Below are 19,546 nucleotides of genomic sequence, written 5' to 3'. Positions count from 1 at the left end.
TTAACCTCCTATTGTTATTAGGTTAACATTATCGTAGCTAATTCATCTCTTTATTGTCAATTAAAATGTTTTGATAGTTAGGCTTTAGTGACTCCCTAAGTAATGTGTATGGAATTCGAAATTGCGGAATTCCACTTGCATAAGGGGCAATCTCATATAAAGAGAAATAGACAACAAGGTTATCTGGTTCTAAAAAGTAATTGAATTTCTTTGTACTCATCACTTTTTCAGCTGCATCTGGAAAGTAAATACTTTCATCTTGTTTAATTTGTCTAACGATTTCTGCACGAATGATGTCTTTATAGTTGCTGCCCTTTTGAAATAAATCAGCTAAACGTAAAGCTTTCTTTTCTTTTAAATCAAATGTATTTGCCTTCCATGTATAGAGGCCGTGTGCTCCGCCTGTATATTGATAATAATTTACATATAAGCTAAGTAAGAGAGACTGCTGTAATGTAACTTTATAATCAACATTTGCAACATATGGGTGGAAAGGAGCATCTGATTCCTGAGCTTCTTTATAGTATTTTTTCGCTTCTTTTGCTAATGTTGTTTTAAAACGATCTGTCGTTGTTTTGTAGTATGTATTCAATTTCTTTTGAAATTCCGGATCGTAAAAGTTACTAAAGTAAGGTCTACTAATTTGATATTCTAAATAAGGTTTCTTACCTTTTTGCGTAACAGTCTTAATATCGATTGTCAGGTCAGAAGGGTGGGCTGCATTCGTACAATTTGGTACAATAATGAGCAAGGAGACTAAGAGTAATAGAATACAGAATTTATTTTTCATATAGATGGAACCTCCTTAGATAAGTGCTATGGATAGTTTGAAAATAAATAGGGGAAATTATACATTTTTAAATAAGGAATAGGGGGAAGTTGCATGTCAAAAACATTAATGGATGCGCTTGGGATTGAACTGTTAGAAATGACAGAGGAGAAAGTGGTAGCAACGATGCCAGTAGATGGACGTACACACCAACCATTTGGCTTTTTACATGGTGGTGCATCAGTTGCATTGGCCGAAACGGTAGCAAGCGTAGGATCCTATAATTTAATTGATCAAGAAAAGTGTATTTGTTTTGGACTTGAAATCAATGCGAATCATATTCGCTCGAAACGTGATGGAATTGTAACAGCGATTGGTACACCAATCCATAAAGGGCAAACAACAATGGTTTGGGATGTAAGAATCATTGATGAAAATGATGATTTACTATGTATTTCAAGATGCACAGTCGCAATTAAAGAGAAACGATAAAAAAGGCTGCCCACAGGCAGCCTTTTCATCATTAGAATTGAATTTTCTTCTCTAAGAAGCCTTTTAATTCGCTAATTGGCATACGAACTTGCTCCATTGTGTCGCGGTCACGTACTGTAACAGCTTTGTCTTCAACTGAGTCGAAGTCATATGTGATACAGAATGGTGTACCGATTTCGTCTTGACGACGGTAACGTTTACCGATAGAACCTGTTTCGTCAAAGTCTACCATGAAGTCTTTTGCTAGTTCTGCGAATACTTCACTAGCGCCTTCAGATAGCTTTTTAGATAATGGTAAGATAGCTGCTTTATATGGTGCTAAAGCAGGGTGGAAACGAAGAACTGTACGAGAGTCATTTTCTAATTGCTCCTCTTCGTATGCATCACATAAGAATGCTAATGTTACACGATCTGCGCCAAGAGATGGCTCAATGCAGAATGGTACGTAACGCTCGTTCGTTTGTGGATCGATATAGTTAAAGTCTTCGTTAGAATGTTCCATGTGACGTTTTAAGTCGAAGTCTGTACGAGATGCAACGCCCCAAAGTTCGCCCCAACCGAATGGGAATTTAAATTCAATATCAGTTGTTGCATTACTGTAGTGAGATAATTCTTCTTCACCGTGGTCACGAAGGCGCATGCTTTCTTCGTGCATACCAAGTGATAGTAACCAGTTTTTACAAGTGTTACGCCAGAATGTGAACCATTCTAGTTCCTCACCAGGCTTACAGAAGAATTCAAGTTCCATTTGTTCAAATTCACGTGTACGGAATGTGAAGTTACCAGGTGTGATTTCGTTACGGAAACTTTTACCAATTTGGCCAATACCAAATGGAAGTTTTTTACGCATAGAGCGTTGTACGTTTTTGAAGTTTACGAAAATACCTTGTGCTGTTTCAGGACGAAGGAAAATTTCGTTCGTACTAGATTCAGTAACACCTTGGAATGTTTTAAACATTAAGTTGAACTGGCGAATTTCTGTGAACTCTTGGCTACCACAGTCTGGGCATTTTACTTCGTGTTCTTTCATTAAGTCAGCCATTTGATCGAAAGTCAAACCGTCAACGATCATTTCGATACCTTTTGCATCTAAAGCATCTTCGATTAATTTATCAGCACGATGACGCGCTTTACATTTTTTACAGTCGATCATTGGATCGTTAAAGTTACCAACGTGACCAGAAGCGATCCAAGTTTTTGGATTCATTAAAATTGCTGCGTCTAAACCAACATTGTATGGAGATTCTTGAATGAATTTTTTCCACCAAGCTTTTTTAACGTTATTTTTTAATTCAATACCAAGTGGACCGTAATCCCAAGTGTTTGCAAGACCACCATAAATTTCAGAACCAGGGAAAACAAAACCACGATGCTTCGCTAAGTTTACAACTTGTTCCATTGAATACATAATAAAAATCCTCCTTTTAAAAGTTAACGTATTGGCGATGACAGAGTGTACTTGTTGAGCGGACACTTTCTTGAGCAAGCCGCTTACGCTTTTAAATACAAAAAAGCTCGTCTCTAGGCATTTTTGCCTAGGGACGAGCTTGTGTATACCCGCGGTTCCACCCTAGTTGATGTGCGCGTAAACACACAACCACTTTATCACGTATTGCTCGAGACTGCCGTTTCCTCGCTTTTTCAGGCTTTCACTATCCCTGAATCGCTTTTTGTGCAAGTACTTATAAGTCCGTCATCGCTACTATATTTAATAATAATGACCATATTCTATCACGTTCCTTTTTAAATCACAATAGAGGAACGAGTGTATCTATGTAGATACCAAATAAAAACCGATGTAAAACCATTCTTTTTTGGTGGAAGAGAGCACCTGCTCATGGGTAGAAGCGGACAGTGCCTTTTTTAGTCCTATGCTATGTTAAAACAGAAGGAGGAAATGAGTGGATATCTTCTTTTGTTTTCATAGCAAGAGCTTAAAGGGATATATACGGTAGTGTTTCACTTATTTTACTATCCTTTTAGTTTGAAGAGGTGCTCATAGTAGAGCGAATATGCTTAATTGCTTCTCGTTTACTTAAAGGAGCAAGTTCGTTGTTTTGAACGTATTCCCATACAACATTTGGACTCGTTTTCGCATATTCACGAAGTACCCAGCCAATTGCTTTTTGAATGAAAAACTCTTTTGAAGATTTGAGTTGTCCAATGATTGAGAAGAGGAGTTCTTCATCCATTTGTTGTTTATATTTGAGTTGAAATAAGATTGCGGCACGCTGTAACCATATATTTTCTGAAGCGATCCATTTCGGAATATAGGTAGGAATGGCCTCTGGATATTTTAAGAAGATGTCTCCTAAGAATGTAGGGACGATACCATCAACGGAATCCCACCATGACTTTGTTATCATGAGCTCTTCTAAAAATGGGATGTGAGTTTTATCGAGATGTTTTTTATATTTCTGTAATAAATCGAGAGCGGCGGCTTGAAATTCGCGTTCTGGTAAAGACCAAAGTTCACGAATGACGATTTGAAATTCCTCTCTGTCTGGAAGTGTATGTACTTGTATTACTTCACGTAATAGCTTTCTTCTTTCCGGTGTTTGAATACCGAGAAATGGGAAATGGTTTTTCATATATTGAGCCATTGGTTCTGCTTTTTCAGGATTTTGATGTGCAATGAAATGTTGCTGTAAGGCTTTTGCAAATGGGTGCATAAAATCGTTCTCCTTTCAGGCTTCTTATTCATATTATATAAAGAAGTGATTAGAAATGGATATAAAAAAATATGATGAGAGTAGAAGGGAGAGGGAGCGATGGAAGATCAAGGTATATTTGCTGGTTTTTTAGCGCTTAGTTTTACTTTTATTTTAATTATTGTAATTTGGGGTGTCCTTGCGTATATATTAACGGCATTTGCACTTTATACGATGGCGAAAAATGATGGTGCTAATGATGGTGTTCTTGCTTTTATTCCGTTTTTAAATAGTAAAGTGTGGGGGGACTTGGCAAGGGAGAAGTTGCCTGGATTTTTGAAAGAAGGGGCAGGGTGGAAAGTATTTGGGATATATGTTCTATGTTTTATTTTAAATTTTATTCCGATTATAAGTGTGCTAGCAACAGGAGTCTCGCTTGTTCTGTCAATTTATTTGGTATATGCCATTTTGGACCGGTATGGTACGAATTCGGTATTATTTACGATTATTCATGTGATAACATGTTCTATTTTTCTTCCAATTCATTTGTTTTTAATTCGAAATGAGCCAACGAAATATTAGGATTTAATTAAGGTGTTCTGTTGAACATTGTCGAACAGTCGGTATGTTGTGTCGAATGGTTGATATATTGAAAAAATCGCTGATATATGAAAAAGAAAGGCTATCGTTGCAACGATAGCCTTTCTTTTTTGCTAGTCACTGCCGCTTTTTAAGGAATCTAGCTCCAGCGGCTAGCTCTTCGTGTCTAAGGACTTTCCACACGAGAAAGTAAAGAGCACTTTCTGTGTGAAAGAACCTTAGCGAGTCAGAGCTAAACGAGCCACTGTCGCTTTTTATTTCTACATTAAATAACGCAGATAAATATAAATGTGAGAGATAATTAATGAAACAATCATAATCGGGAAACCGAATTTTAAGAATTCCATGTAGCTAAATTTATGTCCTTCACGGCTTGCGATTCCTGCTACGATTACGTTAGCGGAAGCACCGATTAATGTTCCGTTTCCGCCTAGACAAGCTCCTAATGCTAATGACCACCATAATACGTCGATTTGTGCATCGGAAGGTGATAGACCAAGACCGACTGCCATATCGTTAATAAGTGGAATCATTGTTGCAACGAATGGAATGTTATCGATCGTTGCTGATGCAATACCAGATACCCATAAAATAAGGATAGACGCGTAAGAAATATCCCCGCCTGTTAAATTAATTACTTTTTGAGCTAGCATTTTAATGAGTCCGATATCAATGAGTCCACCAACGAGTACGAATAGACCAGCAAAGAAGAAAATTGTAATCCACTCTACATGAGCAAATACTTCTTCAATTTCATGTTCTTTTACACCGATTAGCATAAGTACAGTAGCACCTGTTAATGCGATTACGGCTGCATCAATGTGGAAAATAGAATGAGTCATGAATCCAAGGATTGTAAGACCAAGTACTGTTAAAGATTTTTTCATTAATACAGGGTCTTTAATGTATTGTTTTTCATCTAAGCTCATTAATTTTTTTACTTGTACAGGATCAGCGATGAGCTGCTTTCGGTACATAAAATAAATCATTGTTGCTGTCACAGCGATAATGATAAGCACGATTGGTGCTAAGTTGAATAAGAAAGCATTGAAATCTAAATGTTTATTTGCAGAACCGATCATAATGTTTGGAGGATCACCAATTAATGTTGCTGTTCCCCCAATATTTGAGAAAATAATCTCAGAAAGTAAATATGGAACAGGATTTACTTGTAAAATGCGCGTAATAGATAAAGTAACAGGAACAACAAGAAGTACAGTTGTTACGTTATCTAGAAATGCGGAACCAATCGCGGTAAGCAAAGAAAGAGAAATTAAAATTTTAATTGGACTTCCTTGTGCTTGTTTAGCGGCTTTAATTGCAACATATTGGAACACGCCCGATTTACTCGTGATGTTAACTAAAATCATCATACCGATCAGTAGCGTAATTGTTCCCCACTCGATATGTTTTGTAAAAGCATTGTGTAAATCAACAACACCTACTATTACCATCAGTGCTGCACCAAGAAGTGCGATAACAGCACGATTAATTTTTTCTGAAATGATAATGGCATATGTAATTAGAAAGACTGCGATTGCAAAGTAATATTGCCAGTTTGCGATTTCTTGCGTTGTTTCGTGCAAAAATTCCATCTCCTTTCGGGTAACTTTTCTTAGTGTGTCATAAATTTTTGGAAGAAACACACTTAAAGCCATTATAAAGTAGAAAAATGTCGGATGTAAATGAAAGGGTTTGTTTTGTCATATTTTCTATGTAAATGAATTTTTCTCCTTTTTGAAAATATTTGCGGTTATTTGACATATACATAAGATACATCCAATCTGAATGATTAGCATTCGAGAATGTTCGTGTAGGAGGAGAAAGTAGACGAAATGATAAGGAAGGGATCGTATGGATGAAAAACAATTTTTATTTTTAGATTTCGAGTTCACGATGCCACAAAATAGAAAAAAACCAAAGGGTTTTTTTCCAGAGATTATTGAGGTGGGACTCGTATCAGTTGTGGATTGTGTAGTGGAAGATACGTATTCATCTTATGTAAGGCCGGAAACTTTTTCATGCTTAACAGAGCGGTGCAAAAAATTTCTAGGGATTAAACAGGAAGCGGTAGATAGAGGGATTTCTTTTTTGGAACTTGTCGAAAAACTTGTTCAATATGAAAAGCGTTGTCAAACAACGATTGTAACGTGGGGCAATATGGATATGAAAGTATTGAAGCATAATTGTGAGGCTGTAGGTGTAGCGTTCCCTTTTTCAGGACAATGCCGAGATTTATCTCTCGAGTATAAACGTTTCTTTGGAGAACGGAATCAAACTGGATTATGGAAAGCGATTGAGGCATACGGGAAAGTAGGAACAGGAAAGCATCATTGTGCGCTTGATGATGCGATGACGACTTATAATATTTTTAAGTTGGTTGAAAAGGACAAAGAATATTTAGTAAAGCCATCTCCACCGACTTTAGGGGAGCTTATAGACTTTTCGAAAGTGTTAAAGAAAGTGAGTACACAATAGCGACCAAATTACAAACTGTGTAATTTGGTCGTTTTGTTTTTACAGCTTGTAATCTTGTTTTAATTGCTGGAGTGTTTGTAAACTACGCTTTGCGAAAGGAGAATCATCTTCCAAAAATGCATTCATTTGTGCTTCTAATGCCGCCTTCAGAGATTCTTTATAATCAGGGATATCCCCTTCATATTTTCTCACCATTGGTTGCGGAATATTAGTTTGTTCGCGAAAAGCTAAAGCGCGTCGTTCATGGAAAAATGGTACATCAGCTTGTTTCACATTATGTAAATCGCCTTGCGTAGGGTGCTTTAAAACAGCTAATACTTTGACAACATAGCTCCCGGGACGGCTGTTTGTAATTTCGCCGATATATTTTCCTGTTTTGTAAATGCCAGTAACGATATCACCAATTTGGAATGTTTCGTTCATATTTTTCACCTCAAGTTTATAGTAAGGAAAGAGCGGGATGGAGTCAAAAAAATCATTTGGTGGAGAATGATTTAGGGTACGAAAAATGTTATAATTCAAAAAGATATGACAGAAAATTCTGATGAGTAAACGTCGTGAAGGTATGCATTGTTTGCTTCGATGAACTCACAGATATAGATGTACTTTTTCCATAGGGGTTACTGAAAGGAGTAAGATTGTAGAAAAATAAAGGAGTGATTTTTATGATGCCATTATATTTTCCAGAAGATAAAACGGAATACATTATTCCCGGGATTGTTTGTGTTTTATTTATCATCGGTGCAATTGCAACGTGGCGCATGTTTATTCGCGTATCAAAAAGAGAAGCAGAACGTTTGCAGAAGGTAGAAAAGAAGCTATTAGCTGAGAAGAAACAGTAATTTCGTGTGGTATGTTTCCCTCTATGCTCGGACAATCTAAGGGCAGAATGTATTTTGGAGGGAATTGTGATGAAAAAGCAGCTTTTATTTGGGTGTTGTTTGCTGTTTCTTATGACAGGTTGCGATAAAGGAAACCCGAAAGAAATCGAGGTGAAATTACATAACGCCTCTGGTGATAAAGTAGGTACAGCGAAAGTGAAGCAACAAACGGGTGGTGTGAAAATATCCATTAAGGCTGAAGGATTCGAACCAGGAGCGCATGGATTACACATTCATGAAATGGGGGAGTGTAAAGCACCTCGTTTCGTATCAGCTGGTAATCATTTTAATTTAGATGAGAAAAAGAAACATGGACTTATGAATCCAAAAGGTGCAGAGAATGGTGATTTGCCGAATGTAATTGCAGATGATAAAGGCACGATTGAAGCGGAAATTGAGGCGCCGAATGTATCACTTGAAGAAGGAAAAACGACGCTTCATCGAAAAGATGGTGCATCTATCATTATTACGGAAAAGCCTGATGATGGAATGTCGCAGCCTGCTGGAAATGCAGGGAATCGAATTGCTTGTGGTGTCATTGTAGAAAAGGCAGCAGCCGCCAAGAAAAAGTAGAAGCTACCTTCGAAAAGGTAGCTTTTTTAGTTGATTATGAAAATGTATACTTCAGTCTGCGCAGTATTTCTTCAAGTTGCTTTCTTGGACAACCGATATTAATACGAATGTGCTGTCCACCACCTGTTCCATATTTTTCACCTGGTTCCACAATAATTTTGCCCTTTTCTTCAAGTCGCTTTGTGCGTTCTTCTTGAGAGAGTCCAAGGCGAGAGCAATCAACCCATAGTAAAAAAGTACCTTCTGACTGAATGACAGAAAGTGCAGGGATATGCGTTTCAATAAATTCACGAGCAAACTGAGCATTTTCTTCCATATATAAACGGATGTCTGTTAACCATTCGTTACACTCTGTATAGGCACTTTGCATTGCCACATAAGCAAATATATTTAGTCCATGAAAACCTTGGCGGTATTGTACAGATGTAAAAGCATCCCGAATCCTTTGATCTGGAATAATAATGATTGATGCTTGTAACCCTGCAATATTAAATGTTTTACTTGGTGCCATACAAGTAATGGTACGCGCCGCTAATGAGTTAGATAAGGAAGCAAACGGTGTGTGGGTATGACCCGAGAAAATAATGTCGGCATGGATTTCGTCCGTGACAACGATTACATTATATCGTTCACATAAATCTCCAAGTCTTGTTAGTTCAGCCTTTGTCCAAACGCGTCCAACAGGATTATGCGGACTGCAAAGAAACATGAGTTTTACACCTTGCTTAAACTGTGTTTCTAAATGTTCAAAGTCCATGGTGTAGGAACCATTTTGTAAATGTAGCGGATTTTCGCACAGGTGGCGTTGATTTTTTCTGACCATATCAAAGAATGGCGGGTAGATAGGTGGTTGTACAAGTACAGATTCACCTTCGTTTGTTAAAGCTTGTACACTTGCACTAAGAGCCGGGACGATACCTGGGCTAAATACAATCCACTCTTTTTTTATTTCCCAATTGTATTGGCTTTTTGTCCACTGACAAATCGTATCGGTAATCTCTTCTGGCGGTATTGTATATCCGAAAATAGGATGTTCAAGACGTTTTTGTAATGCAATTTGAATTGGTTCTGGAATAGGGAAATCCATATCGGCAATCCATGCATGTAACAGTTCTTCATTCTCATATGTATCCCACTTCACACTATGGGTTCCACGACGATTTATAGTTTTATGAAATTGCTGCATATTGTTGCTCCCTTCATGGTTTTGTGAAAGTTCCTTACTTCTTCTAGCATAGCTGATATGATACGATAAAGAAAAGATTTAAAAAGTGGAAAAGGCGGGAAGTAGATGGGTGCATATGAAAAGATGGTAGAAATGGTGAAGAACTGGGATCCATTTCAAATGGGGCCAGAATTTTATGAAACAGAAGCAAGTGATGTTGTGTACGTGGTAAGTGCGTTTGACGATCCGAAATATATTGCAAAAAAAATTCAGCATATTTATTTCATGTCGTTTGAAGAAGTGCCGGCTATCGAAAAATGTGAGAAGCTAGCAGAGGAATTACTTGTACTAAAAGAAGGTGGAAGCTGTTCATTGTAGGCTGTCGGGTGTTTCGACAGCCTTTATTTTTTGGTGGGTCATGCCCTGTTTTGGAGAACGATTGATATATTAGCTGGAATCAATGATATATCGGAATTACTGTGCTGAAAATGCCATGATCTCTTCATATACATGTTCTGGTTTTTCCTCTGGTAGTAAGTGCCCTGTATTTTCGTATGAAATAAATTTAGAGTTCGGTAAGTCACCGTGCAACCGTTGCCCGACATGAACAGGAACAACACGGTCTTTTTCGCCCCAAATGAGTAAAGTTGGTGTTTCAATTTTTCGTAATTCTGCTGACGATAAATCCCCTTCCCGGTCCCTAATCATTCGCGTTAAAGCAGGAAAAATCCGGTTATCGTAAAAGGGAGCAGCGTAACCTTCCATCATTTCATCATCAATTAAAGAGTGATCGTGAACGACATTCATTAAATTATGAACAATGCCTCTTCGAATAATCCAATTTTTCACGTATAAATGGAAAAATGGTAAGTAGGAAGAATAAATTAAAGGTAGATTTGCTCGATTTAAGTAACTTGAACTGCATAGTAAAATCGTTTTGTTAATTAAATCAGGACGTAGGCGATTGACGTAGAGTGAGATTTGTCCGCCCATTGAATGACCGACTAACACAATGTTTTGCAATGCTAAATGTTCCATTAAATCAATAATTACAGTTGCTAAATTACGATAGGAATATGTAAAATGATTTGATTTATCACTTTTTCCAAACGGTGGCAAATCAAGTGCGACAACAGTGCCTTCTTTAGTAAGCAATGGGATGAGTCGCCGATAACTAAATGAGGATGATAGAAAACCATGAACGAGTACAAACGTTGGTCTGGCCTCTTTACTATGGTGCTCATATAACTCGTAGTGAACGGTAGTGCCGCGAGTGGAAAAAGTGAAGTAGGGATGCTCTATCTCAAGTTTCATTTTCTTTCACTCCATTGATTTTTTTCATAGCATCTCCTAGTGGGGAAAAATTTATGTTAACAAAAAAAGGCAAGATGGGGATTATCCATCTTGCCTTTTGGATTGTTTAGTTTTAGTAGTACTTCCACCTCAAAATTCAGTAGAGGGGAGGTAGGTGGGATGAAAAAAACCCACCGATTAAAGTTTCACTTTATCCACGCACAATATTAGGCGGCGTATTCCCTTCTAACCCGGTTACTAGATTTTTCGCAGCTGTCATTGCCATCTCGTGTCTTGTCTTTAATGTCGCAGATCCAATGTGTGGCAGAGTAACAACGTTTGTTAAGGATAAGAGCGGATTATCTTTTTCAATTGGTTCTGTTGTAAATGTATCGATGCCTGCTGCAAAGATTTTCTTTTGCTGCAAGGCCTCAATTAATGCATCCTCATCGACTGTTTTCCCGCGAGAAGCATTAATGAAAATTGCTGTTTCTTTCATTAATGAAAATTCCTTTTCTCCAATGAGATGATATGTTTCTTCTGTTAATGGAGTGAGAAGAACGATAAAATCTGATTGCGCTAATAGCGTGTTTAAATCACAATATGTAGCATCAAATTTTTGTTCAGCCTCTTCTTTACGGCGACGGTTATAATAAAGAACGTTCATATCGAATCCGAATTTTGCTCGCTTGGCAACAGCCTCTCCAATTCGTCCCATTCCAATAATCCCGATTGTACTATGGTGGATGTCTAATCCGAAATGTTCTTTTTTAATTTCATCGTCCCATTTCCCTTGTTTCACATAAGAATCAAGTTCGCATACGCGGCGTCCTGCTGATAACATGAGGGCGAAAACAAGATCAGCAACGGTATCATCTAATACATATGGCGTATTTGTTCCAATCACATTTTTACGCTTCATCGCTTCTAAATCAAAATTATCATAGCCAACAGAAATGTTACTTACAACTTTTAAGTGAGGAGCTGCTTGTAACAATTCTTCATCAATTTTTGCACCAAAGTTAAGCAAACCCTGTTTATCTTGTACTTTTTCTAATAAAACTTCACGAGGTATCTTCTCACTACTATCCCATTTTTCATATTCACAATGCTCAGAGATATATGTTTCTACAAATTTTGGAACGCGATCAGCAATATATACTTTTGGTTTCACGGTTTTAGCCCCTTTCTTTTTTATCCCGCACTAACGGGCAGTAATACTCCCACCTCAAAATTCGGCGGGAGCAAAGAAGTTAGGTGGGAGTATTACTGCCCGTAAAGGCCCGATTGGTTCAACTAATAATCAGTGGGGGATGAGGAAAACCCCCACTGATTAAAGTTTCACTTTATTTTTACACAATTCTCTAAAAAAATCTTCTTTTCAAACATAAAAGGATATCTGTATAATTTAAAAACAAATAAAAGGAAGGATGAAGAATATGGTGACTGAAAAAGAATTAGAATTATTAGCTTGTCTTGAAAAAAATAGTCGTTTATCCGTAGAAACTTTAGCGAAAATGTTAAATATAGAAGTAGAAGTAGTAAAAGAAATGATTGAGAAATTAGAAAGAGAAAAAATCATTGTGGATTACGTTACACATATTGATTGGACAAAAGTAAAAGAACATACCGGTTTAACTGCAATGATTGATGTGAAAGTTACACCTAAACATGGAGTTGGATTCGATGCAGTTGCTGAGCAAATTTACCGTTATTCAGAAGTGAAATCGGTTTATTTAATGTCGGGGACATATGATCTTTCTATTACGCTAGAAGGAAAGACTATGGCTGAAGTAGCAACATTTGTTTCGGAAAAATTAGCAACAATTGAATCAGTTGTTTCAACAACAACTCATTTTATTTTAAAAAAATATAAACATGAGGGACTTATTTATGACAAAACTGATGATGATAAACGAATTGTGGTGGCACCATGAAGCAGTTTGAGCTATCAAGAGTAGCAGAATCTTTACAACCATCCGGTATCCGTAAGTTTTTTGACTTAGCGGCAAGTATGAAAGGTGTTATTTCACTTGGAGTGGGAGAGCCGGATTTTGTTACACCATGGCATGTAAGACAAGCATGTATTCGTTCGTTAGAGGAAGGATACACAGCATATACTGCAAATGCAGGATTATTGGAGTTGCGTCAAGAAATAGCAAAGTATATTCAAAAGCAATTTCATGTTTCATATGACCCAAATGAAGAAATTATTGTTACGGTTGGAGCGAGCCAAGCATTAGATGTTGCGATGCGCGCCATTGTAAATCCGGGCGATGAAGTAATCATCATTGAACCGAGCTTTGTATCATATGCACCACTAGTTACATTAGCTGGTGGAGTACCGGTTCCAGTAGCAACTTCTTTAGAAACGGCATTTAAAGTACAGCCGGAGCAAATAGAAGCAGCTATTACAACAAAAACAAAAGCTATTTTACTTTGCTCTCCAAATAATCCAACGGGAGCACTTTTAAACAGGGATGAATTAGAAAAATTAGCGGTAATCGTGGAAAAGTATAATCTCATTGTATTATCGGATGAGATTTATGCAGAGCTTGTATATGACGAGGCTTATACGAGTTTTGCAAGCATTCAAAATATGCGTGCCCATACCATTTTAATTTCAGGGTTTTCAAAAGGATTTGCGATGACCGGATGGCGCCTTGGAATGATTGCGGCTCCTGTACATTTCTCAGAATTAATGCTGAAAATTCATCAATATTCAATGATGTGTGCACCGACGATGTCACAGTTTGCAGCTTTGGAAGCGCTTCGCTTTGGGAATGATGAAGTCATTCGAATGAGAGACAGTTATAAAAAACGTCGTAATTTTATGACAACATTGTTTAACGAAATGGGCTTAACATGTCATGTGCCAGGAGGAGCTTTTTATGTATTTCCTTCTATTTCTTCTACAGGATTATCCTCAGTAGAATTTGCAGAACAGTTATTGTTAGAAGAAAAAGTTGCAGTTGTACCTGGAAATGTATTTGGTGAGAGTGGTGAAGGGTTTGTTCGTTGTTCCTATGCAACTTCACTTGAGCAATTAATGGAAGCGATGAAGCGCATGAAACGATTTGTAGAGAATAAAAAAAGGACAAAACAGAATACGTTTTGTCCATAAAAGGGGGGGAATACTAGAAAGCCATGTGTTAGTATTCTATCCAAATATTTGAAAATTATACTTACTAAAGGAAACTTTTTCATGAATTTTGAATGAAAGGGAAGCTAGTGGTATAATTTACTAATATAGAGTGGAGTTTTTCTTGAGTGATATATTTTGTTTGCTTGAGAGTATGCTTTCACCAATCGCGTATTTATGAGCAGTTACTCACTTCGCGTAGCTATATTTGTCTGAATTTTGAGGTGGGTACTTTTACTGCAATCTGCAAAACGCAGAGAAAATGGTAAACGTATGGGAGTGTTTCATATGTCAGAACAATACACAACAGGAGTGGTTGTAAAAGGGAAAGTAACTGGAATTCAAGATTACGGTGCATTTGTAGCACTGGATCAAGAAACACAAGGGCTTGTGCACATATCTGAAATTACAAATGGATATGTGAAAGATATTCATGACTTTTTAAAGGTCGGAGATACGGTAGAAGTAAAGGTACTTTCAATTGATGAAGAACACAGAAAAATGAGTTTATCGTTAAAAGCAGCAAAGCGCAAGCAAGGAAGAATCATCGTACCAAAGCCATCTGATAAAGGGTTTAATACGCTTCGCGAAAAGCTAACAGAGTGGATTGAAGAATCACAGTTAACCAAGTAAAAAGAGGATCGCTAAACAGTGATCCTCTTTTTGCTTGGTTATGATATATATTAGCAAATATGATTGCATGCAATCATATTCGTATGTCGGATGGGAAAGGTGACATACCTATTATCGAACTTCATGTGTTTCTGGGTCAGTGCCAAGATTTTCAGATGGTTTGAATAGTAAACCAAGATTAATGAGCCCAGAAATACCAACGATACCGTAAATAATTCGCGCGAGAGCAGAGTTTTGTCCACCGAAAATAGCTGCTACTAAGTCAAATTGAAAGAATCCAATAAGTCCCCAGTTAATGGCACCGATTACAGTGAATACTAGTGCAATACGTTGTAAAGTACTCATCTCAAATAGCCCTCCTTAAATGTGAAGCATAAGCAAGTCTTTTGTTATAAGGGAAAATTGCGCTTTATAAGACTTAACTCTTTTATAGAATGGTTGTCTTGTGGAGTTTTTATACATAAAAAATATCTATTATATGATGTATATACGTCTATACCGAAAAATGCGAATTTTTATGCAAAAAATGAACTTTTTTTAAAAAAATAAATATTGGTTACGTTTACAATTCTCCAATTGCTTGATTTACAACCTCAGTTTCGCTAAAGTGAATACAGAAATACATATACATAATTGGAGGGAAAAAGATGAGCACACATGTAACGTTCGATTATTCTAAAGCGTTATCGTTCATCAGTGAACACGAACTAACTTATTTACGTGATGCAGTAAAAGTATCACATCATGCAATCCATGAAAAAACAGGAGCTGGGAACGATTTCCTTGGGTGGGTAGAGCTTCCGCTTCAATATGACAAAGAAGAATTTGCTCGCATTCAAAAGAGTGCAGAGAAAATTAAAAATGACTCAGACATTTTACTTGTTGTAGGTATTGGTGGTTCTTACTTGGGAGCACGCGCAGCAATTGAAATGTTAAACCATTCTTTCTACAATACGCTTTCTAAAGAACAACGCAAAACTCCACAAGTGCTATTTGTTGGACAAAACATTAGCTCCACTTACATGAAAGATTTAATGGATGTATTAGAAGGTAAAGATTTCTCCATTAACGTTATTTCCAAATCAGGTACAACAACAGAACCTGCAATTGCATTCCGCTTGTTCCGTAAATTATTAGAAGAGAAATATGGAAAAGAAGAAGCTCGTAAACGTATTTATGCAACAACTGATAAAGCGCGTGGTGCTTTAAAAACATTAGCTGACGAAGAAGGATACGAAACATTTGTAATTCCAGATGATGTTGGTGGTCGTTTCTCTGTATTAACACCAGTTGGTTTATTACCAATTGCAGTTAGCGGTTTAAATATTGAAGAAATGATGAAAGGTGCAGCTGCTGGTCGTAACGATTTTGCAAAATCTGAGCTAGAAGAAAACCCAGCTTATCAATATGCAGTTGTACGTAATGCTTTATACAATAAAGGTAAAACAATTGAAATGCTTGTTAACTATGAGCCAGCACTTCAATATTTTGCTGAATGGTGGAAACAGTTATTTGGTGAAAGTGAAGGAAAAGATCAAAAGGGTATTTTCCCATCTTCAGCAAACTTCTCTACTGATTTACATTCATTAGGTCAATACATTCAAGAAGGACGTCGTGATCTATTTGAAACAGTTCTTAAAGTAGGGAAATCTACACATGAATTAAAAATCGAATTAGATGAGAACGACTTAGATGGTTTAAACTACCTTGCTGGTGAAACAGTAGACTTCGTAAACACAAAAGCATACGAAGGTACATTACTTGCACATAGCGATGGCGGAGTACCAAACTTAATCGTTAACATTCCAGAATTAAATGAGTATACATTTGGTTACCTTGTATACTTCTTCGAAAAAGCATGTGCGATGAGCGGCTACTTACTAGGCGTAAATCCATTTGACCAACCAGGTGTAGAAGCATACAAGAAAAACATGTTTGCTCTACTTGGAAAACCAGGGTTCGAAGAACTAAAAGCAGAATTAGAAGAGCGTTTGAAATAAGGAAAGCGGAAGCGGCTTGCTCAGAACCGCAGGACATTGGAGCTCTCGACGAAGAAGCGCTTTTTGCTTCGACCGAGAGAGCGAAATGACCGGAGGTTCTAGCCGCTGAAGCTGGACAAAGGAAAGCGGAAATGGCTCGTTCAGAACCGCTGTAGCAAAAAAACTGTTGGGAAGATCCCCAACAGTTTTTTTATGATCTAAATTTGGAAGGCGAAGTGTCAGATATTGCTGGTAAATCGATATGATATAGATGTTGGTTTCGCCGATATATTCATATCGGAACGGGCATGCTAAGGAAAAAGTCTAGAAAGGATGAATAGCTTGATTCCGATTCAATCAAATTTAGAAGGTCATACATATGCTCTTTTTAAGCTAGAGGAAACATTGAAACCGCTTGGGTATAGCATCGGTGGCAATTGGGATTATGATAAAGGATGCTTCGATTATAAAATAGATGAGGAAGAAGGTTATCAGTTTTTACGGGTACCATTTACAGCAGTAGAAGGAGAACTTGATGTACCCGGGGTAATAGTTCGTCTTGAAACACCGTATCTTCTTTCACATGTATATCAAGACGAACTTGATGATCAAGTAAACACGCTTGCAGCTGGGACAAGTGGATTAGATCAATTTGCAGAACCGAAAGATGCAGATGGCAATATAAAACGAAAATATATTGATATCGGAAAGGTATTAGTAAAAGAGCTAGAGCAGCATCTTATCAATGCTTAATTATGATAAAGACGTCACTTTCAATAGTAATAAAAGAATGTACGGGATTGATGTGATATTGTTCATCGCGCTGTATACCTAATAGTAAAGTATCTTGTTTTAAAAGCAGGCTACTGCAAACTTCGAAAGTTTTTCCAATATAGGATGGGGGAGCAGTCATTAGTTGTAATTTGCTTTCTGAGATTTCATTATAAAGTGTAAATAATACACCTGAAATGGAAGGAAATAAAAGGGACGCAGTAAAGACATAGCTTGTTAATTTATTCCCTTCAATAATCTCTGTTGCTCCAGCTCTCGTTGCATTTTGAATTTGATCGGAAGTAAGTAGTTCGGCAATACAATGAATAGTTGGATTTAATCCTTTCGCAGTTAAAATATTTAAAATCGATTGTATATCAGCTAAGCTTTCGTTTTTTTCTTTATCTGCTGTTATTAAAATGGTGTGGGCAGTCTTGATATTGGCTTTTAACAAAGTTTGATCGTGATGTGGACACCCCTTAATAAAGGTTAAATGATGAAACGGTCTTGGAAGCAAAGAAAGTGTTTCATCGATGAGTACGATATCAAGGTTTGGCTGTAAAATATGCATTTGGCTTACTACGTGTTTGGCGCGTTCATTCCACCCAACAATAATCATATGACCATGACAAGAAGCCGCTTCTTCTCCTTTAATTTTCATATATTGTTTACTAATCATTTCAGTAGCGAATAGCACCATATAATAGGAACAAAATCCTGTTCCTATTAAGATAAGAAGCATACCGACGAGTTTCCCTACAGGTGTGTGTGGGACGTAATCACCGTAACCGATAGTAAATGTGGTGACAATCGCCCACCATATACCATCAAACCATGTAGAAAAATACTTCGGTTCTAATTTGTATATTAGAAAACCAAACACAGTAATAAGTACGATAATGAAGGTAACTAAACGAAAAATAATGGAGTCTCGAAATACATCTATTATATTGGTACGTGAATTCAAATTTATATTCCTCCTCATTTTGTATAGCTACATTGTTACCATTATGAAAAAAAGAAAAACTCTCTTTTTTATAAGAGAGTTTTTTCGAAATATCACATGCTTTCAACTTCCGTTTGTTGTACAATTTCTAAATGTTGCAGTGCATAGTAGACGTCAGCTGTATGTTTTTTTTGGTCAATTGACAATTTTAGTTGTAAAAAATGTGAACCGTTTTCTAATGTTTTTAGCTTCATATTCTTTACGTTTATATCCATTCCTTTTATTTCTTCAATAACAATAGCGATATTTTCCATTCGGCGTACAACAACAAGTTTCACAACGATATCACGCTGCCGTAGTGACCTTGGTCCTAAAAATTTCATCGTTAATGGGATAAGCTCAACGCTAATCAGAAGGAAGCACATGCCGAAAATTGCTTCAATATAAAAACCTGCTCCAACGGCAACCCCAATACCAGAAGCTCCCCAAATCATAGCGGCAGTAGTTAATCCAGCAATACTGTCATTTCCTCTTCTTAATATAACCCCTGCACCTAAAAAACCAATTCCGGAGACAATTTGAGCTGCGAGACGAAGAGGGTCCATATTTATATGATCTGTGTGGGGTAAAGTATAAGCTGCTTTAATAGAAACAATGGTAAGGAGGCAACTAATAATAGAAATGACTAAGCAAGTTTTTAAACCGAGTGGTTTTCTCTTTAACTCACGTTCTAAACCAATAGCGAATCCTAAAATGGCAGAGAGACCTAGCTTGATTAGTAAATCGGTATAGTCCATATGTATATTCCTCCTTATAAGTTTGTTCAATGTAATGTAGCGATAATAAATGAGTGCAATATGCATTCATAACTTAAGCTTTTTAACAACGAGGTTATGATTTCCTGCCAAATGAGGTGTTAGCTTTTGAAATATATGTAGTAATTGGATAGGGCTGAAATGGCTATTTTAATTAAGTATATGAGGTTAATAAAGAAATTTGGCTATTTTTATAAAAAAGTTTTAAAAAGAGTGTTGCATTTCATTTTTCTACATGCTATATTAATAACCGTCGCTGATGCGAAACAGCAGAAAGCGAAAAAAGAAATTTAAAAAACTTAGTTGACATTGAAAAATGAAGATGTTAACATGAGGGAGTCGCAAATGAGCGGCAGAC

General features: G+C 37.0%; 22 protein-coding genes. 11 read left to right on the top strand and 11 right to left on the bottom strand.

What is annotated here, in order from left to right; translation table 11 throughout:
- Positions 1-37: 37 nt before the first annotated feature.
- Positions 38-790, bottom strand: coding sequence for a DUF3298 and DUF4163 domain-containing protein (locus LOK41_RS23500; protein WP_241818521.1), 753 nt, complete (start codon positions 788-790; stop codon positions 38-40).
- A 93-nt stretch (positions 791-883) separates the two neighbouring features.
- Between LOK41_RS23500 and LOK41_RS23495 the strand changes: the two genes are divergently transcribed.
- Complete coding sequence (locus tag LOK41_RS23495) at positions 884-1,261, top strand: hotdog fold thioesterase (protein WP_174103311.1); 378 nt, start codon at positions 884-886, stop codon at positions 1,259-1,261.
- Positions 1,262-1,292: 31 nt separating this feature from the next.
- On the opposite strand, the gene LOK41_RS23490 is transcribed toward LOK41_RS23495, so the two are convergent.
- Together LOK41_RS23490 and LOK41_RS23485 are read right to left on the bottom strand one after the other, a co-directional pair.
- Complete coding sequence (locus tag LOK41_RS23490) at positions 1,293-2,669, bottom strand: glycine--tRNA ligase (RefSeq protein ID WP_241818520.1); 1,377 nt, start codon at positions 2,667-2,669, stop codon at positions 1,293-1,295.
- A 571-nt stretch (positions 2,670-3,240) separates the two neighbouring features.
- Positions 3,241-3,933 carry a DNA alkylation repair protein gene (locus tag LOK41_RS23485; protein WP_241818519.1) on the bottom strand — a complete coding sequence of 231 codons (693 nt, stop codon included), beginning with the start codon at positions 3,931-3,933 and terminating at the stop codon, positions 3,241-3,243.
- 99 nt (positions 3,934-4,032) lie between these two features.
- Between LOK41_RS23485 and LOK41_RS23480 the strand changes: the two genes are divergently transcribed.
- Positions 4,033-4,494 carry a hypothetical protein gene (locus LOK41_RS23480; RefSeq protein ID WP_241818518.1) on the top strand — a complete coding sequence of 154 codons (462 nt, stop codon included), beginning with the start codon at positions 4,033-4,035 and terminating at the stop codon, positions 4,492-4,494.
- A gap of 278 nt (positions 4,495-4,772) precedes the next feature.
- Here LOK41_RS23480 and LOK41_RS23475 read toward each other — a convergent pair whose 3' ends face one another.
- The gene (locus tag LOK41_RS23475; protein WP_174103741.1) at positions 4,773-6,098 is read right to left on the bottom strand and encodes an ArsB/NhaD family transporter; all 1,326 of its coding nucleotides are present in this window, start codon (positions 6,096-6,098) and stop codon (positions 4,773-4,775) included.
- 268 nt (positions 6,099-6,366) lie between these two features.
- Here LOK41_RS23475 and kapD point away from each other — a divergent pair, with 268 nt between their 5' ends.
- On the top strand, positions 6,367-6,990 hold the full coding sequence (kapD, locus tag LOK41_RS23470; RefSeq protein WP_241818517.1) for a 3'-5' exonuclease KapD: 624 nt from the start codon (positions 6,367-6,369) through the stop codon (positions 6,988-6,990).
- Positions 6,991-7,029: 39 nt separating this feature from the next.
- On the opposite strand, the gene kapB is transcribed toward kapD, so the two are convergent.
- The gene (kapB, locus tag LOK41_RS23465) at positions 7,030-7,413 is read right to left on the bottom strand and encodes a kinase-associated lipoprotein KapB (RefSeq protein ID WP_241818516.1); all 384 of its coding nucleotides are present in this window, start codon (positions 7,411-7,413) and stop codon (positions 7,030-7,032) included.
- 242 nt (positions 7,414-7,655) lie between these two features.
- Between kapB and LOK41_RS23460 the strand changes: the two genes are divergently transcribed.
- Together LOK41_RS23460 and LOK41_RS23455 are read left to right on the top strand one after the other, a co-directional pair.
- Positions 7,656-7,832, top strand: coding sequence for a hypothetical protein (locus LOK41_RS23460; protein WP_174103747.1), 177 nt, complete (start codon positions 7,656-7,658; stop codon positions 7,830-7,832).
- A 69-nt stretch (positions 7,833-7,901) separates the two neighbouring features.
- On the top strand, positions 7,902-8,444 hold the full coding sequence (locus tag LOK41_RS23455) for a superoxide dismutase family protein (RefSeq protein WP_241818515.1): 543 nt from the start codon (positions 7,902-7,904) through the stop codon (positions 8,442-8,444).
- Between the two features lie 34 nt (positions 8,445-8,478).
- Here the strand turns inward: LOK41_RS23455 and LOK41_RS23450 are convergent, their stop codons facing one another.
- Positions 8,479-9,630, bottom strand: a complete 1,152-nt coding sequence (locus LOK41_RS23450; protein ID WP_241818514.1) for a MalY/PatB family protein — start codon at positions 9,628-9,630, stop codon at positions 8,479-8,481.
- Positions 9,631-9,735: 105 nt separating this feature from the next.
- On the opposite strand from LOK41_RS23450, the gene LOK41_RS23445 reads away from it, so the two are divergent.
- Complete coding sequence (locus LOK41_RS23445; protein WP_098338890.1) at positions 9,736-9,987, top strand: DUF1871 family protein; 252 nt, start codon at positions 9,736-9,738, stop codon at positions 9,985-9,987.
- Positions 9,988-10,083: 96 nt separating this feature from the next.
- Here the strand turns inward: LOK41_RS23445 and LOK41_RS23440 are convergent, their stop codons facing one another.
- Together LOK41_RS23440 and LOK41_RS23435 are read right to left on the bottom strand one after the other, a co-directional pair.
- The gene (locus LOK41_RS23440; RefSeq protein WP_241818513.1) at positions 10,084-10,923 is read right to left on the bottom strand and encodes an alpha/beta fold hydrolase; all 840 of its coding nucleotides are present in this window, start codon (positions 10,921-10,923) and stop codon (positions 10,084-10,086) included.
- Between the two features lie 190 nt (positions 10,924-11,113).
- Positions 11,114-12,100, bottom strand: coding sequence for a 2-hydroxyacid dehydrogenase (locus tag LOK41_RS23435; protein WP_241818541.1), 987 nt, complete (start codon positions 12,098-12,100; stop codon positions 11,114-11,116).
- Between the two features lie 241 nt (positions 12,101-12,341).
- On the opposite strand from LOK41_RS23435, the gene LOK41_RS23430 reads away from it, so the two are divergent.
- The 3 genes from LOK41_RS23430 to yugI all read left to right on the top strand — a co-directional run bounded on the left by LOK41_RS23430 (position 12,342) and on the right by yugI (position 14,677).
- On the top strand, positions 12,342-12,839 hold the full coding sequence (locus tag LOK41_RS23430; RefSeq protein WP_241818512.1) for an Lrp/AsnC family transcriptional regulator: 498 nt from the start codon (positions 12,342-12,344) through the stop codon (positions 12,837-12,839).
- A complete protein-coding gene (locus tag LOK41_RS23425) occupies positions 12,836-14,026 on the top strand; it encodes an aminotransferase (RefSeq protein ID WP_241818511.1) in 1,191 nt (396 codons plus the stop codon). The genes LOK41_RS23430 and LOK41_RS23425 overlap by 4 nt, the downstream gene beginning before the upstream one ends.
- A gap of 306 nt (positions 14,027-14,332) precedes the next feature.
- Complete coding sequence (yugI, locus tag LOK41_RS23420; protein ID WP_174103759.1) at positions 14,333-14,677, top strand: S1 domain-containing post-transcriptional regulator GSP13; 345 nt, start codon at positions 14,333-14,335, stop codon at positions 14,675-14,677.
- A 111-nt stretch (positions 14,678-14,788) separates the two neighbouring features.
- Here yugI and LOK41_RS23415 read toward each other — a convergent pair whose 3' ends face one another.
- Entirely contained in the window at positions 14,789-15,022 is a 234-nt protein-coding gene (locus LOK41_RS23415) for a DUF378 domain-containing protein (protein ID WP_241818510.1), read from the bottom strand.
- A gap of 302 nt (positions 15,023-15,324) precedes the next feature.
- Here LOK41_RS23415 and LOK41_RS23410 point away from each other — a divergent pair, with 302 nt between their 5' ends.
- Positions 15,325-16,677 carry a glucose-6-phosphate isomerase gene (locus tag LOK41_RS23410; protein WP_241818509.1) on the top strand — a complete coding sequence of 451 codons (1,353 nt, stop codon included), beginning with the start codon at positions 15,325-15,327 and terminating at the stop codon, positions 16,675-16,677.
- Positions 16,678-16,998: 321 nt separating this feature from the next.
- Positions 16,999-17,409 (top strand): YugN-like family protein, encoded by a 411-nt coding sequence (locus tag LOK41_RS23405; RefSeq protein WP_174103765.1) that lies wholly within the window; start codon positions 16,999-17,001, stop codon positions 17,407-17,409.
- Here the strand turns inward: LOK41_RS23405 and LOK41_RS23400 are convergent.
- Together LOK41_RS23400 and LOK41_RS23395 are read right to left on the bottom strand one after the other, a co-directional pair.
- Positions 17,399-18,412 (bottom strand): potassium channel family protein, encoded by a 1,014-nt coding sequence (locus tag LOK41_RS23400; RefSeq protein WP_481748831.1) that lies wholly within the window; start codon positions 18,410-18,412, stop codon positions 17,399-17,401. The genes LOK41_RS23405 and LOK41_RS23400 overlap by 11 nt on opposite strands.
- 74 nt (positions 18,413-18,486) lie before the next feature.
- Positions 18,487-19,170, bottom strand: a complete 684-nt coding sequence (locus LOK41_RS23395; RefSeq protein WP_241818507.1) for an MgtC/SapB family protein — start codon at positions 19,168-19,170, stop codon at positions 18,487-18,489.
- Between the last annotated feature and the right edge of the window lie 376 nt (positions 19,171-19,546).

The organism is Bacillus sp. TL12 (genome assembly GCF_022625245.1).
Taxonomy (GTDB): domain Bacteria; phylum Bacillota; class Bacilli; order Bacillales; family Bacillaceae_G; genus Bacillus_A.
This window is presented reverse-complemented; position numbering and strand designations above follow the sequence as displayed.